At 65.6% G+C, this 14,941-nt stretch carries 11 protein-coding genes; 3 read left to right on the top strand and 8 right to left on the bottom strand.

Features of this window, described 5'->3' with window-relative positions:
• Window positions 1-4: 4 nt before the first annotated feature.
• The 8 genes from AC0Z2B_RS04350 to AC0Z2B_RS04315 all read right to left on the bottom strand — a co-directional run bounded on the left by AC0Z2B_RS04350 (window position 5) and on the right by AC0Z2B_RS04315 (window position 9,133).
• Window positions 5-811, bottom strand: a complete 807-nt coding sequence (locus AC0Z2B_RS04350) for an ABC transporter substrate-binding protein (RefSeq protein ID WP_476295280.1) — start codon at window positions 809-811, stop codon at window positions 5-7.
• A gap of 76 nt (window positions 812-887) precedes the next feature.
• Window positions 888-1,556 carry a GntR family transcriptional regulator gene (locus AC0Z2B_RS04345; RefSeq protein WP_476295279.1) on the bottom strand — a complete coding sequence of 223 codons (669 nt, stop codon included), beginning with the start codon at window positions 1,554-1,556 and terminating at the stop codon, window positions 888-890.
• Window positions 1,557-1,809: 253 nt separating this feature from the next.
• Window positions 1,810-3,099 (bottom strand): cytochrome c, encoded by a 1,290-nt coding sequence (locus tag AC0Z2B_RS04340; protein ID WP_476295278.1) that lies wholly within the window; start codon window positions 3,097-3,099, stop codon window positions 1,810-1,812.
• Between the two features lie 10 nt (window positions 3,100-3,109).
• The gene (locus AC0Z2B_RS04335; RefSeq protein ID WP_476295277.1) at window positions 3,110-4,882 is read right to left on the bottom strand and encodes a GMC family oxidoreductase; all 1,773 of its coding nucleotides are present in this window, start codon (window positions 4,880-4,882) and stop codon (window positions 3,110-3,112) included.
• Between the two features lie 65 nt (window positions 4,883-4,947).
• A complete protein-coding gene (locus AC0Z2B_RS04330) occupies window positions 4,948-5,673 on the bottom strand; it encodes a gluconate 2-dehydrogenase subunit 3 family protein (RefSeq protein WP_476295275.1) in 726 nt (241 codons plus the stop codon).
• 213 nt (window positions 5,674-5,886) lie between these two features.
• Window positions 5,887-6,894, bottom strand: coding sequence for a LacI family DNA-binding transcriptional regulator (locus tag AC0Z2B_RS04325; RefSeq protein ID WP_268141585.1), 1,008 nt, complete (start codon window positions 6,892-6,894; stop codon window positions 5,887-5,889).
• Window positions 6,895-7,028: 134 nt separating this feature from the next.
• Window positions 7,029-7,700, bottom strand: coding sequence for a response regulator (locus AC0Z2B_RS04320; RefSeq protein WP_476295274.1), 672 nt, complete (start codon window positions 7,698-7,700; stop codon window positions 7,029-7,031).
• Entirely contained in the window at window positions 7,697-9,133 is a 1,437-nt protein-coding gene (locus tag AC0Z2B_RS04315; RefSeq protein WP_476295273.1) for an ATP-binding protein, read from the bottom strand. The genes AC0Z2B_RS04320 and AC0Z2B_RS04315 overlap by 4 nt, the downstream gene beginning before the upstream one ends.
• 119 nt (window positions 9,134-9,252) lie before the next feature.
• On the opposite strand from AC0Z2B_RS04315, the gene AC0Z2B_RS04310 reads away from it, so the two are divergent.
• The 3 genes from AC0Z2B_RS04310 to AC0Z2B_RS04300 are packed head-to-tail and all read left to right on the top strand — an operon-like array spanning window position 9,253 to window position 14,923.
• On the top strand, window positions 9,253-10,401 hold the full coding sequence (locus AC0Z2B_RS04310; protein WP_476295271.1) for an efflux RND transporter periplasmic adaptor subunit: 1,149 nt from the start codon (window positions 9,253-9,255) through the stop codon (window positions 10,399-10,401).
• Window positions 10,402-10,403: 2 nt separating this feature from the next.
• Complete coding sequence (locus AC0Z2B_RS04305; RefSeq protein ID WP_476295270.1) at window positions 10,404-13,505, top strand: efflux RND transporter permease subunit; 3,102 nt, start codon at window positions 10,404-10,406, stop codon at window positions 13,503-13,505.
• Window positions 13,502-14,923 carry an efflux transporter outer membrane subunit gene (locus AC0Z2B_RS04300; RefSeq protein WP_476295269.1) on the top strand — a complete coding sequence of 474 codons (1,422 nt, stop codon included), beginning with the start codon at window positions 13,502-13,504 and terminating at the stop codon, window positions 14,921-14,923. Before AC0Z2B_RS04305 ends, AC0Z2B_RS04300 begins: the two co-directional genes overlap by 4 nt.
• The last annotated feature ends 18 nt before the right edge of the window (window positions 14,924-14,941 follow it).

The raw sequence follows: 14,941 nt of genomic DNA, 5'->3' as shown, positions 1-14,941 counted from the left end.
GACCTCAGTCCAGGGTGTCGCTGGAAACGTTCCACTTCTTCAGCAACTGGCTGTAGCTGCCGTCGCTGCGCATGTCCTTGATGACCTGGTCGACGGCCGCGCTCAGTTGCCCGTCATCCTTGCGCATGCCCAGGCCCGTCAGAATGCGGCTGAAGGCGGGCACGGCTTCCTGGAACAGGTCCGGGGCCATGCCGGCGTAATAGCCGGCGGTTTCCACCGTGGTGCCGTAGGCGTCCACCTGGCCGATGCGCAGGGCCTGGAAGGCGTCGGTGTCGGTGTTGTACACCACCAGCTTCATGGCCGGCTTGCCGGCCTTGGCCAGGCTGTCATTCTCGCCGTCCAGCAGGGTCTTGATGGTGGAGCCGTTAAGCACCGCCACTTTGTGCCCGCTCAGGTCATCCAGGCTGGCGATGGCTTTGGGGTTGCCCTTGGGCACCACCACCGACTGGCTGGAATACATGTAGTTGACAATATCGATGACCTGGCGCCGTTCGGGCTTGTCGAACAGCTGGTCGACGATCATGTCGCACTGCTTGGCCAGCAGTGCGGGCACCAGCCCGGAGAACGGAATCACCCGCCATTCGATTTTCGGACCTCCCAGGCGCGCGGCGATCTCGGTGCCCAGGTCCACGGTCAGGCCGCGCGGTTTCTGCGCCTCGTCGAAGGACACCAGCGGTGGCGAATCCATGCCTGAGCAGTAAGTAATCTTGCCGCTTTCCGCCAGCCGCGGCGGCGCGGTGACAGCGGCGAAGGTGGGCGGCGCCAGCAGCCCCAGGGCAGCGCAGGCGAGGAGGGCGGTGGGTTTCAGCATGACGAGACTCCGGTTCGAATGGGAAACAAGGCAGTACTCAATCTCACGGGTGAAACAGGCGGCTCTGATGGCCGCTTCAGGCGTTGCGTTGCAGGAATTCGATGATGGCCGGGGTGGTACCTTCGATGTGCTCGCGCAGCACCTGTTCGGCTAACAGCGCATCACCGGCGTGCAGCGCATCAAGAATGGCGGCGTGTTCCTGGCGAGCGCTTAGGGGTTTGTCGACGTGCTGCAGCCACAGGCGCATGTGCGGCTCGATCACTGCGTACAGCGATGAAATCTGGCGCATCAGCCGCGGGCGCTCGGCCACACTGCACAAAAACTCATGAAAGGCGCGGTGGCGGCTAACCCACTGGGCACTGTCTTCACGGCACTCGTCCATGTCTTCCAGCAATCGTTCGAGCTGCACCTTGTGCCGCTCGGTGAGCTTGGGTACCGCCAGCCGAATGGCCAGGCCTTCCAGGGCGCTGCGCATCTCGAACACCTCGCACATTTCCTCGATGTTCAAGCCGCTGACCACTGCGCCACGGTTTGGCCGCAGGGTGACCAGGCCCTCGGCATCCAGACGCCGAAACGCTTCGCGCACCGGCATGCGGCTGGTGCCGATTTCGCTGGCAATGTCCTCGGCCACCAGGCGCACCCCGGGCAGGTACCTGCCGGTGCAAATGGCGTTGAGCAGGAAGCGATAGGCCTCTTCTTCGGCTGTTGCCGAACGGGGGCTTGCGAGTGCGTGATCAAATGACATGCGGGGCACCTTTTGCATTTCTGTATCCAATTATCCATTTATGCAAAAGCAGGATGCATGCCAGCCGAGCCAATAGAGCGCCAAGCGCTTGATCAGAAAAGAGAACCGCCATGGTCGGGCGCAAGGGCCCGTGTCACGCTCGGTAGCAGGGTGCACGATGACGGGGCGGGGAGTGCGTACTTTGGTGGCACGCTGCGCAGACCTAGGCTGAACATTGCCGGGGCAGCACGCCCCGGCAATCTCTCTTAACGGGTCAATGCCCGGCCCAGGGTTGTGCATTGAGCTGCTTGCGCGCCGCCGCCACCTGTTGCGCGGTCACCTTGCCCGCACTATTGCCCCAGCTGTTGCGGATATAGGTCTGCACGGCCGCAACGTCCTCATCGGCCAATTTCCAGTCAAAGCGCGGCATGCCTGCACCCGTCGGATTGCCCGCGGTGAGCGGGGCATCAGCCCCCTTGAGCACCACGTTGATCAACGACGAAGCATCAGCGGCATTGACCTGGGCGTTACCGCCCAGTTGCGGGATCATTCGGCGCACGCCGTCACCGCTGACGGTGTGACAGGCTTCGCACTGGCTTTCGTACACCAACTTGCCTTGGACCATTTGCGCATCGTTGGCGCCTATCGCCACGGTTGGCGTTGCCTGGCTGGCCGGCAGTTGCTGCAGGTAGGCGGTGATGGCGTGCAGGTCGTCGCCCGTCAGGTACTGCGTGGAGTTCTCCACCGCTTCCATCATCGGCCCTGCGGCTACGGCTTGGCGGCTGGTGCCGGTTTTCAGGTAGCTGACCACCTCGTCGGCCTTCCACTTGCCCAGCCCGGTGTGCGGGTTGGGCGTCAGGTCAGGGGCGTGCCAGCCTTGCAGCGTACCGCCTGCGAAGGCCGCCGCGACGTCACCGCCCAAGGCGTTCTTGGCCGTGTGGCAGGCGGCGCAGTGGCCAGGGCCGTTGACCAGGTAGTCGCCGCGGTTCACCGCTGCGCTCACACCCGGGAGCGGGGTGAACACCTGGTCCTTGAAGAACAGCAGGTTCCAGCCAGCCAGCAACAAGCGCTGGTTGTAGGGGAACGGCAGTTCGTTCTCCACCACCTTTTGACGCACGGCCGGCAGGGTCTTGATGTAGGCCCACAGGTCGGCCATGTCCTGGTCGGTCATCTTGCTGTACGCGGTGTACGGCATGGCCGGGTACAGGTAGCCGTGGCTGCCGATGCCATGACGCACGGCCTTGTCGAACTGTGCAAGGTTCCAGCCGCCGATGCCAGTTTCCACGTCTTGGGTGATGTTGGACGACTTGATCACGCCGAAGGGCGTTTGCAAGGCGTAGCCGCCGGCATAGGGCTGGGCGCCCGGCACCGAGTGGCAGGCAGCGCAGTCGCCCATGGCGGCCACGTATTGGCCACGCGTTACCTGGTCGGCCGCGCCGGTCACGGCTTTCGCGTCGATGGCGGTGAAGCTTTTGTGCTGACCGTACTCGGCCAGGCCAACAAAACCCAGGCCACCGATGACGGCACAGCCGGCCAGCGCCGCGAATAGTGTGGTTTTCTTCACGTTGCTCTCCTTAGCGCGTCAGCAGGCCGGGTTGGCGAATGTAGTCGTTGATGATGGCTTTGGCCGTCCACAGCGTCAGCGCGCTGAGGGTGCCCGTGGGGTTGTAGCCGCCGTTGTTGGGGTAGGACGAGGCGCCGCAGACGAACAGGTTGTGCACGTCCCAGCATTGCTGGTAACGGTTGAGCACCGAGGTGGCCGGGTCCAGGCCGATCACGGCGCCGCCGATGGTGTGCGAGCTGTCGTAACCGCGCATGGGTGAGTTGGGCTGGTCGGGGAAGGACACGGTTTCCCAGGTCTTGGCGCCGCTGTTGCGGCAGATCTCGTCAATGTGGCCCTTGACGAAGGTCGACATGCGGCGGTCGTTGTCGTTGTAGTCGAAGGTCATGCGCAGCAACGGCTGGCCGTTGGCGTCCTTGTAGGTGGGGTCCAGCGACAGGTAAGAGTCGACGTGGGAGTACGAGGTGCCCTGGCCCTGGATCTTGGCGTAGTTCTGGTAGCTCTGCTGGAAGGCTTTCTTCCATTGCGAGCCCCACATCTTCGTGCCCGTGGGCACCCGGTCAGTCATGCCGATGGGCGTGCCCTGGTCCGACAGCGCCTGGATGCCTGCACCGCCGATGAAACCCAGCCCAGTGTGGTCGAAGTTGTCGCCGTTGTAGTCGTCGATCTGGGTGGAGAGCGCGCCGGTGGAGATGAACGGGTTCATCTGCTCGTTCTCGTAGTACAGGAAACCGTACGACATGGTCTGGTAGTTGTAGGCGCGGCCCACGGTGCCGGTGCGGGTGGCCGGATCGTAAGGCGTACCCACTTGCGAGAGCAGCAGCAGGCGCACGTTGTCCAGCTGGTAGGCGGCGAACACCACGATGTCGGCAGGCTGGAAGCCCAGGTTGCCGTCCGAGTCCTTGAAGGTCACGCCGGTGACAGTCTTGCCGTCCGGGGCTTTCTCGGCCTTGAGCACGGTGCATTCGGTGAGCAGGGTGAAGTTGCGGCGCAACACCAGGGCCGGGATCACGCAGGCATTGGGTGAGGATTTTGACCAGTTGCCGCAGCCGTAGAAACCGCAGAAGCCGCAGTAGGTGCACGGTGCCAGATTGACGCCCAGGGGGTTGGTGTACGGTGCGCCGATGGTGCCGGCCGGGATGGGGAAGGGGTGCAGGCCCATCTTCTCGGTCACTTCACGAAATTTCTCGTTCCAGTGCGAGCGGGCCATGGACGGCGTGGGGTACTGGCTGGTGCGCGAGCCTTCGAAGGGATTGCCGCCAGGCTGCACCTTGCCATCGAGCACGCCGGCCGTACCGGCAACGCCGGCGATCTTTTCCCAGCGATCGTAGTGCGGTTCCAGGTCATCGTAGGTCACGCCCCAGTCCTGCACGATCAGGCCGTCGGCCAGCTTCATGTTGTGGTAACGGTCCTTGACCCGGGTGGCCATGGTGAAGTCCGAGGGGTTGAAGCGCCAGGCGTTGGCGGCCCAGTGCTTGCCGGCGCCGCCGACGCTGAAGCCCATCTGCCAGATGTTGAAATCGCGGCCGGGCAGGGCGGTCTGCCGCGGGTTGTTGCGGAAGGTCAGGGTTTCCACGCTCGGTGGCTTGAGCGCTTCGCGACGGGCGCCGTAGCGCAGTTCATCGGCGGCAATGCTGGGCGGGTAGTTCTTGTTGGCTTCTTCCCAGACACCGCGCTCAATGGCGACGACGTCCAGGCCTGCGCGGGTGAGTTCCTCGGCCATCAGCGAGCCGGCCCACCCCAGGCCGACGATGACGACGTCGGCTTTCGGTCTTGTGTAGGTCATGTGTAATTCCAGAATCAGGCTGCGCCTGGGTGGCGCTTATGGTTTGGCAAGGCTGCAACGCAAGATCAGACGCGGCCGATGATGCTCACCGGGATGATGTTCAACTTCTGCCCGCGCTGTTCCACGTAGTCGCGGTAGTCGTAGCGCGAGCCGGGGAAGCCGATCATTTTCCAGCCCACCATGTCCTTGTTGCCGCCGTACACCGGGTCGGCGAAGTAGCCTTCCTGGACGTTGGCCAGCAATTGCTTGAACAGCAGGTCCGAGGGCACGTTGTCCAGGGGCACCTGGCCCTGTTCCATGCGTTCGAGCAGTTCGTCCTGCTGCTCCACCGATAGCGCTTCGAAGGGCGCATCCAGGGTCTTGCGGCAGTAGACGTCCAGTTCGGCCAGGCCTGCGCGGTACAGCTCGGCGGGGCTCTTTAGCGATTGATCGCCTTGGGCGGGCGTGCCTTGCTGTTCGGGACCTGCGCGATAACGCCATGAGCCCTGGCCGTAATCGCCGGACAACTGATGGTCGATAAACACCACGCAACCAGCATCGGAGGCGCTGACGCTGATCTCGTCCGCCGGAATCAGGCGGTCGAAGATCGCCTTGATCTGAGCGAACTCCTTGTCGCTGAGGAACATGCGTTTGCTGGGGTCGGCCGGCACGGGCGGCAGGGTTGCCTTGGCGTGCCAGCGTGCGCCGCCGTTGAACACCCGCAGCGCAGCACCGGCCGGGCGGTAGATGGTGGCCGCGGCGCTGGTGGTGATAAGCACCAGCCCGGCCTTGAGGACACTCCGTCGTTTCATGTCGACTCCTGTTGATCGATAGCGGGGAAATCAGTCGCTGGAAACGATGATCCGTCCATGAGAGCGCTCTCATTTGCACTCAAAAAAATCCCCGCTCAACGCTGCAATGCACGTGCTAGACACGTGCGTGCGGGGAGGCGGGGTGCGCGCATAGTAGGTGCGGCGTATTGCCACGTCAAATGAACGCGTTGTCAGCAATCCATATGGGTGGGCTCAGACGGGCTTCGGCGGGGCGCTGGAGCGGCGCACCATCAAGGTGACCGGCATGCTGCGTCGGCGCGCCGGTTTGTCCTTGCCGGCGATGATGATTTGCAACGCCTGCACCGCTTCCAGCGCCTGCTGATCGGTGTCCTGACGCAGTGTGGTCAAGGAAAACACTTCGTTGGAAGCGGTGGGCACATCGTCGAAACCCACCACCGACACGTCTTCCGGTACCGACAGGCCCATGCCCTTGAGCCGGTCCATCACGCCCAGGGCGATAAAGTCGTTGGAGGCGAAAATGGCGGTAGGCCGCGGCGTTTGGGCAAACAGTTGGTCCACCCCACGTCGGCCCGACGCCGCATCGTGGGTGCCGCGCAGAAAGTGCGGCTGCAAACCGGCTTCCTGCATGACCCGGCAGTAGGTGCGCGTGCGCTGGCGCGCCGACACTTCGCTGCCGCCCCCCAGGTGCGCGATGCGCTGATGACCCAGGTCCAGCAGATGCTGCAGCGCCATGCGCACGCCGGATTCGTCATCCACGGCAATGGCCGTGACGCGGGGGTGGGCGATGTTCTTGCTGCCGATGTACACGCACGGCAGCTTGTCGGCGATGTCGGCAATGGTCTGCGAAGTGTGTGGCGTGCCGATCAAAATCACGCCTGCGGCGCGCAGCGTGAGCAGGCGATCGGACTCGCGCAGGGCAGAGGCATCTTCCACCGCGCGCAGGGACGTCACGGGGTCGAACCCGGCGGCGGTCAGCTCGCGGTCCACGGCCTGGGCCAGTTGGATATGAAAGGGGTTGTTGGGGTCGCCGATCACCAGGCCGACGATGGATGAGCGCGCCGACACCAGGCTGCGCGCCGCAAGGTTGGGGCGGTAGTCCAGTTGGGCGGCGATGGCGTCGATGTGTTTGCGGGTTTCGGGACGCACGCCGGGGTCGCCGCGCAGGGCCCGGGACACCTGGGCGCGGGACATGCCGGCGGCCTTGGCGACGTCGTCGAGGGTGCTAAATGGCTTGCTCATCAGAGCGGGCCTTTGCATGCGTGCATCGGTGTAGATTCCTGCCAGCTTAAAACGGCAGGTATTGTGGCGTTGCTGAGCTAAAAGGCAACCTTTGAGGGCCTGAACCTTGATACGTCTGAGCTGTGTGGAACGCGTCACGGCATGAATTTATACCCGGCACCATACACCGACTGGATGATCTCCACCTCCTCGACAATCCCCTCGAACTTGCGGCGGATTTTCTTCACGTGGCTGTCGATGGTGCGGTCTTCGACGATGCGATGGTCGGTGTACAGGTGGTCCATCAGCGCATCGCGCGACATTACCCGGCCGGGGCGCGCCACCAGTGCCTGCAGCAGGCGGAATTCCAGCGGGGTCAGCTCCACGGTGACGCCGTGCCACACGGCCTGGAAGCGGTCGGCGTGCATCTGCAACGGGCCGCTTTCCGGGGCCGGGCCGTGGCCCATGCGGCGCAGGATGACTTTTACCCGCGCCACCAGTTCCAGCAGGCTGAACGGCTTGCAGATGTAGTCGTCGGCGCCGATTTCCAGGCCCAGCAGGCGGTCCTTTTCCTCGACGCGGGCGGTGACCATGATGATCGGGGTGTCCCAGTGCTTGCGCAGCGCACGGCAGATGTCGCGGCCGTCACGGCCGGGCAGCATCAGGTCGAGAATGATCAGTTGCGGGGTGAACTGGCTGACCGCCGCTTCCACGCCCAGGCCGTCGGCCAAGCGGTGGCTGGTATAGCCGGCGGCCAGTAGGAAATCGCTCATCAGTTGCGCCAGCTTGGGCTCGTCCTCGACGATCAGGATGTCCACGGCGCTCATGCCTGCAGCCTCGCGCGCGGCAGTTGCACGGCGATCCACAGGCCGCCCTGGGGCGCTCGGGCGGCGTTGATGCGGCCGCCGTGTGCCAGCACGATGCTGCGGCAGATCGACAGGCCCAGGCCTGAGCCACCCGTGGAGCGGCTGCGCGAGGCTTCGACGCGGTAGAAACGGTCGAACAGCGCACTCAGTGCCGGCTCCGGCACGCCCTGGCCGCTGTCCTGGATGTCGACCCGCACGTGGCTGGCGTCCTGGCGGGCGCGCAGCAGCACGCTGTTGCCGGCCTCCACGTAGTGCAGGGCGTTTTCGAAGACGTTGGCGAACACCTGCTGCAAGCGGCGGCGGTCGCCTTCCACCCACAGCGGCGTGTCGGGCACGTCGGCGTGCAGGGCGATGCCGGCGTCGGCCAGGCGCCGCAGCACCGGGCCCAGGCTGTCGCGCAGCATGCGCGCCAGGTCCAGCTCCACGTGCTGGTAGCTGAGGGTGCCGACGTCGGCCAGCGACAGGTCGTGCAGGTCGTCCACCAGTCGCGACAGGCGCTGGGCCTCGCCGCCGATGGAGTGCACGGCCTCCAAGGTCAGGGGCCGCACACCCACCTCCAGCGCCTCGATTTCGCCGCGCATCACCGCCAGCGGCGTGCGCAGTTCGTGGGAAATGTCGGCGACCATGGCCGAGCGCACACGCTCGTTGTCTTCCAGGGTGGCGGCCAGGTGATTGAAATCGCGCTCCAGCTGGCCGATGTCGCTGCCCGACAGGGTGGGCACGCGCACGCTGTAGTCGCCCTCGGCGAGGTGGTGGGTGGCGCCGGTGATGCGCCGCAGCGGCGCGGCCAGGGCGCGGGCCAACCACCAGGTGATGGCCGCCACTAGCAGCGCGGCCAGCACGGCGATGGTCCAGCTGGCGTCGATCTGGCCTTTCTGGAAACGCAGGTCCCCGGCCTCGGTGGCCTTCTCGAAGGGCAGCATCAGCAGCCAGCCGACAGTCTTGCCGTCCACGGTGATCGGCAGGCGCGGCGAGTCTTTCAGGCAGCCGGGGTTGCCGAACACGTACTGGCCGTCAGCGTCCAGCAGGGTGAAGCGCGTATGGGCGCCGATCATGTCGGCCACCGGCGGGCGCGGCAGCGGCAGCTTGCTGTCGGGCGGGTACACCGAGGCATCGTAGGGGCGCATCAGGTGGTGCCACAGGTCGCGGTTGTGCTGCAAAAATTCCCAGCTGCCATGGCTCTTGTAGGCCGCCGCCAGCGGTGCCACGCCAGACTGCAGTCGCAACTCGTCCTGCTCGGCCAGGTAGCCGATGAAGCCGTGCTCGAAACTGACCCGGGTGGCGGCCACCATCGCCACGATCACCAGGATATTGACCAGCACCATGGCCACGAACAGTTTCGCGGTCAGGCCCAGGCGGCGGGTGGGGGCGGCGTTGCGCAGGAGTGCTTTCATGCCCGGCATTCTACGGGCTGCCCGGTCGGCCCGCAGCGCCCACCCGGCAACTTCCCTATTTTTTGCGCAATTGCTTCGCATACTCGTGGCCATACAGACCGTCATCGAGACCTAGATACATGCACACTTTTCATCCGCTGTGTGTGCTGGCGGCCATGCTGCTGGTCACCGGTTGTTCCCAGGGCAAACAGGAGGCGCCGAAAAAAGCTCAGGCAGTCACCGTGGTAACCCTCAAGCGTCAGCCGTTTACCCGCAGCGTGTCGTTGCCCGGGCGCACCACGGCGTTCCTCACCTCGCCGGTGACCCCGCAGGTGACGGGCATCATCCAGAAGCGCCTGTTTGACGAGGGCAGCGAGGTCAAGGCCGGGCAGTTGCTGTACCAGGTCGACCCGGCGCCGTACCAGGCTACCTATGACGCCGACCAGGCCGAACTGGCCAAGGCGCGCGCCGCCTTGCTGTCGGCCCAGCCCATTGCCAAGCGTGACGAGGCCCTGGCGCACATCGACGCCATCAGCCAGCAAACCCTGGAAACCTCCCGGGCCACGTTGCGTGAGGACGAGGCCGCCGTGCAGTCGGCCCAGGCGGCGCTGGAAAGCGCGCGCATCAACCTCAATTACACCCGCGTCACCGCACCCATCGCGGGCACCATCGGCGCCTCCAGCTACACCCCCGGCGCGCTGGTGACCGCCAACCAGACCAGCCCGTTGACCACCATCTACGCCTATGACCCGATTTACGTGGACGTGACCCAATCCAGCGCCGACGTGCTGCAACTGCGCAAGGCCCTGGCCGACGGCCGCCTGCAGAAAGATGACAAGGGCCGCGCACGCATCAGCCTGACCCTGGAGGACGGCAGCACCTACAGCCACACCGGCAGCCTGCAATTCGCCGGCGTGGGCGTGGACCAGGCCACCGGCACCATCACCCTGCGCGCCATCGTTCCCAACCCGGAAAAGCTGCTGCTGCCGGGCATGTACGTGCACGCCAACATCAACGAAGGCGTGGATGACAACGCCTTGCTGGTGCCGCAACAAGCCATCACCCACGACCCGCGCGGCAACGCCACGGCGCTGGTGGTCAATGGGCAGGACAAGGTGGAATTGCGCACCGTCACCGAGGAGGGCACCAGCAGCACCAACTGGGTGATCAGCGACGGCGTCAGGGCCGGCGAACGGGTGATCCTCGAAGGCTCGCAGTACGTGAAGCCCGGTGACACCGTACAGGCCACCGAGGCTGCGCCCGCCGTGGCTGCGGCAGGGGGCAACTGAGCATGCGCCTTCCGCATTTTTTCATCGACCGGCCGATCTTCGCCTGGGTGATCGCCATCGTCATCACCCTGGCCGGGGCCTTCTGCGTCACGCAACTGCCCCTTGAGCAGTACCCCAGCGTGGCGCCACCGACCATCCAGATCAGCACCACTTATTCCGGCGCCTCGGCGCGCACCAACCAGGACTCGGTGGTGCAGGTGATCGAGCAGCAAATGGTGGGCCTGGACAACCTGATGTACATGTCCTCCAGCGCCAGTTCCTCGGGCACGGTCAGCATCAAGCTGACCTTCAAGAACGGCATGGACCCCGACGCCGCCCAGGTGCAGGTGCAGAACAAGCTGCAGGCCGCCAACGCCTTGCTGCCCACCGAGGTGCAGGACAACGGCGTGCTGGTGCGCAAGGCCGCGCCCGATCAGTTCCTGGTGTTCTCGCTGGTGTCCACCGACGGTAAGATGAGCGCCGACGCCGTGGCCGACTACCTGTACAGCAACCTGGAAGAACCCATCGAGCGCCTGTCCGGGGTGGGCCAGGTGCAGGAGTATGGCGCCCAGTACGCCATGCACATCTGGCTGGACCCGGCCAGGTTGCAGAAGTACGCGCTGATGCCGTCGGACGTGACCACCGCCATCGCCGCCCAGAACGACGACGTCGCGGCGGGCGAGCTGGGCGGCCTGCCCGCCGCCGGTGGCCAGGAGCTGGACGCCACGGTGACCGCGCGTAGCCGCCTGACCACCGCCCAGCAGTTCCGCGACATTGTGCTCAAAAGCAGCGACAACGGCGCCCAGGTGCTGCTCAGCGACGTGGCCCGGGTGGAGCTGGGGCCGCAGACCTACACGGTCACCACCCACTACGACGACAAACCGGCCTCGGGCCTGGGTATCGCCCTGGCGCCCGGCGCCAACGAGATGCAGGTGGCCCAGGAGGTGCACGACTTCCTCGACCAGCGCGCCGCTTCGTTTCCCCAAGGGCTGAAGGTGCAGTACCCCTATGACATGGTGCCGTTCATCAAGGTGTCCATCGAAGAGGTGGTCAAGACCCTGGCCGAGGCCATCGGCCTGGTGGTACTGATCATGTTCGTGTTCCTGCAGAACGTGCGTGCCACGCTGATTCCCAGCATCGCCGTGCCGGTGGTGCTGATGGGCACCTTCGGCGTGCTGTACACGCTGGGCTACACCATCAACATGCTGACCATGTTCGGCCTGGTGCTGGCCATCGGGTTGCTGGTGGACGACGCCATCGTGGTGGTGGAAAACGTCGAACGGGTGATGGCCGAGCAGGGCCTGTCGCCCCGCGACGCCACCCGCGAATCGATGAACGAGATCAGCGGCGCGCTGGTCGGCATCGCCATGGTGCTGTGCGCGGTGTTGCTGCCCATGGCGTTCTTTGGCGGCGCCACGGGGATCATCTACCGGCAGTTCTCGGTGTCGGTGATCACCGCCATGGGCCTGTCAGTGTTCGTCGCCCTGACCTTGACCCCGGCGCTGTGCGCCACCTTGCTCAAGCCCAGCCATGGGGTGACGCAGCACGGTTTCTTCGGTGCCTTCAACCGCGGTTTCGAGCGTGGCGCGGCCGGCTACCAGGGCGCCGTCGGTGGCTTGCTGAAGCGCCGCAAACGCGCGCTGCTGGCCTACGGACTGATCGTTGCCGGTGCCGTATTCATGGCCCTGCACTTGCCCACCGCGTTCCTGCCCATGGAAGACCAGGGCGAGCTGATGGTCACCGTCAAGGGCCCGGTGGGCGCGCCGCGCGAGCGGGTGCTCAAGGCCATGGCCACCGTGCAGCAGTACTTGCTCAAGCAGCCTTCGGTGGCGGCGGCCTTCGAGATTTCCGGCTACGCCACCGGCACCAGCGGCCAGAACGTGGGCATGATGTGGGTGCAGCTCAAGGACTGGAGCGAGCGCAGCGAAAGCGCCACTGACTTTGTCCATCGTGCCATGGCCGACCTCAAGCGCGTGCGCGACGCCCAGGTATTCGTGCTGCAACCGCCTACCGTACACGGCATGGGCGTGAGTTCCGGCTTCGACATGGAACTGGTGGACCAGGGCGGCCTGGGCCACGACGCGCTGGTCAAGGCCCGCGACGAACTGATCGAACGCGCCAACAAAGACCCCGACCTGCGCCAGGTGCGCTTCAACGGCCTCAACGACACGCCCGAGTTCTCCCTGGACATCGACGACCGCAAGGCCAGTGCCATGGGCCTGACCCTGGACGACATCAACGCCACGCTCAAGGACGCCTTGGGCAGCAGCTTCGTCAACAACTTCCTCGACAACGACCGGGTGAAGAAGGTGTACGTGCAGGCTGACGCGCGCTTTCGCATGGTGCCCGAGGACTTGAAGAACTGGTACGTGCGCAATAGCAGCGGGGCCATGGTGCCGTTCTCTTCCTTCAGCAGTTCGCACTGGACCTATGGCCCGCCGGAGCTGGACCGCTACAACGGCAACAACTCGTTCGAGATCGTCGGTGACCCGGCGCCGGGTGTCAGCTCGGGCCAGGCCATGGCGGCCATCACCCGCCTGGTGGGTGAGCTGAAGCCGGGCGTGGGCTATGCCTGGACCGGGCTGTCCTACCAGGAAATGCTTTCGGGCGGGCAGGCGCCGTTCCTGTATGCGGTGTCGGTGCTGTTCGTGTTCCTGTGCCTGGCGGCGTTGTATGAGAGCTGGTCGATCCCGCTGGCGGTGATGCTGGTGGTGCCCATCGGCATCCTTGGCGCGGCGATGGCCACTACCTTTCGCGGGCTGTCCAGCGATGTGTACTTCCAGGTCGGCCTGCTGATTACCGTGGGCCTGTCGGCGAAGAACGCCATCCTGATCGTCGAGTTCGCCAAACAGCTGGAAGAGCAGGGCAGGTCGCTGCTGGACGCCACGCTTGAGGCGGTGCACCTGCGTATCCGGCCCATCGTGATGACCTCGCTGGCGTTCCTGCTGGGGGTGTTCCCGCTGCTGATCAGCGACGGGCCGGGCGCTGCTGCGCGGCATTCGATTGGTACCGGGGTGTTCGGCGGCACGCTGCTGGGCACGGCCCTGGGGATCTTCTTTACACCGCTGTTCTACGTATTGGTTCGTTCGCTGGTCACGCGTCGCGCACCGCAGGAGGCAACATGAGAGCCTGGCTCGCCCTGATCGGCGCGGCTGCCTTGCTTGGCGGCTGTATCAACCTGGCCCCGGCCTACCAGCGCCCGGCGGCGCCGGTGCCGGCACAATGGACCGATGCGTCTAAAACCCCAGGCCCGCAGGCCTCGCAGCTGGCCTGGCGCCAGTTCCTGCGTGACCCGCGCCTGCAACGCACAGTGGCCCAGGCCCTGGCCAATAACCGCGACCTGCGCGTGGCCGTGCTGGACATCGAAAAGGCCCGCGCTACCTACCGCATCCAGGACGCGGCCCTGCTGCCCAGCATCGGCCTGACCGCCGGGCAGGATGCCGAGCGCACCCCGACGGCGGTGAAAAGCTCATCGGCCGGGGTGTCGCGGGTCAGCAGCGTGGAACTGGGCTTCAGCGCCTATGAGCTGGATCTGTTCGGCCGTGTGCACAGCCTCAGCCAGGAAGCCCTGGAAACCTACCTGTCCACCGTTGACAGCCAGCGCAGCACGCAGATCACCCTGGTGTCGGAGGTGGCCAACGACTGGCTGACCCTAGCCGCCGACCGACGCCTGCTGGCGCTGGCCCGGCAGACCCAGGACAGCCAACAGCGCACCTACACCCTGGTGCAGCAGGAGCATGCCTTGGGCGCCACCGACGGCCTGGAACTGGCCGAGGCGCAAAGTAGCCTGCAATCGGCACGCAACGATGTGGCGGTGTACATCGCCCAGGCCACCCAGGCGCGCGATGCGCTGGAGCTGGTGGTGGGCGCGCAGGTGGCGCCGGGCGACTTGCCCGATGCCCAGGTGGACGCGGTGTCGAGCCTGGCCGACCTGCCGGCCGGGGTGCCGTCCACGTTGCTGCAGCAGCGGCCGGACGTGCTGTCGGCCGAGCATGCGCTGAAGGCGGCGAACGCCGACATTGGCGTGGCGCGGGCCAACTTCTTCCCGCGCATCAGCCTGACGGCGGCACTGGGCACTGAGAGCTCGGCGTTGTCGGGGCTGTTTGGCGGTGGTAGCCGTGCCTGGTCCTTTGCGCCCAGCGTGACCTTGCCGATCTTCGACGCCGGCGCCAACCGCGCCACGTTGGCGGCGTCCAAGGCCAGTCGCGAGATTGCCGTGGCCACCTACGAGAAGACCCTGCAGACCGCTTTCGCCGAAGTGGCCGACAGCCTCGCTACGCGGGCCACCATTGCCGAGCGCCTGGATGCCCAGGAGCAGACCGTGGCCGCCGACCAGCGTGCCTACGACCTGTCCATGGCGTTGTACCGGCAGGGCAGCTACAGCCTGCTCGACACCCTGACCCAACAGCGCCTGCTGTACACCGCGCAGCAGGCGCAAGTGCAGACCCAGCTGGCCGCGCAAACCAGCCTGGTCAGCCTGTACAAAGCGCTGGGTGGCGGCTTTGAGCAAACCGACGTGCCGCAGGTCGCAGGGTTGAAGTAGTCTCGGGGCCAAATGCGT

The organism is Pseudomonas sp. GYB4201 (assembly GCF_056312595.1).
This window is presented reverse-complemented; position numbering and strand designations above follow the sequence as displayed.

Bases quoted from the DNA above. Each gene is read 5' to 3' on its own strand.
- AC0Z2B_RS04350 (WP_476295280.1), bottom strand. From the start codon at position 811: ATGCTGAAACCCACCGCCCTCCTCGCCTGCGCTGCCCTGGGGCTGCTG.
- AC0Z2B_RS04315 (WP_476295273.1), bottom strand. From the start codon at position 9,133: ATGAAAGCACTCCTGCGCAACGCCGCCCCCACCCGCCGCCTGGGCCTG.
- AC0Z2B_RS04335 (WP_476295277.1), bottom strand. From the start codon at position 4,882: ATGACCTACACAAGACCGAAAGCCGACGTCGTCATCGTCGGCCTGGGG.
- AC0Z2B_RS04310 (WP_476295271.1), top strand. From the start codon at position 9,253: ATGCACACTTTTCATCCGCTGTGTGTGCTGGCGGCCATGCTGCTGGTC.
- AC0Z2B_RS04300 (WP_476295269.1), top strand. From the start codon at position 13,502: ATGAGAGCCTGGCTCGCCCTGATCGGCGCGGCTGCCTTGCTTGGCGGC.
- AC0Z2B_RS04320 (WP_476295274.1), bottom strand. From the start codon at position 7,700: ATGAGCGCCGTGGACATCCTGATCGTCGAGGACGAGCCCAAGCTGGCG.
- AC0Z2B_RS04345 (WP_476295279.1), bottom strand. From the start codon at position 1,556: ATGTCATTTGATCACGCACTCGCAAGCCCCCGTTCGGCAACAGCCGAA.
- AC0Z2B_RS04330 (WP_476295275.1), bottom strand. From the start codon at position 5,673: ATGAAACGACGGAGTGTCCTCAAGGCCGGGCTGGTGCTTATCACCACC.
- AC0Z2B_RS04325 (WP_268141585.1), bottom strand. From the start codon at position 6,894: ATGAGCAAGCCATTTAGCACCCTCGACGACGTCGCCAAGGCCGCCGGC.
- AC0Z2B_RS04305 (WP_476295270.1), top strand. From the start codon at position 10,404: ATGCGCCTTCCGCATTTTTTCATCGACCGGCCGATCTTCGCCTGGGTG.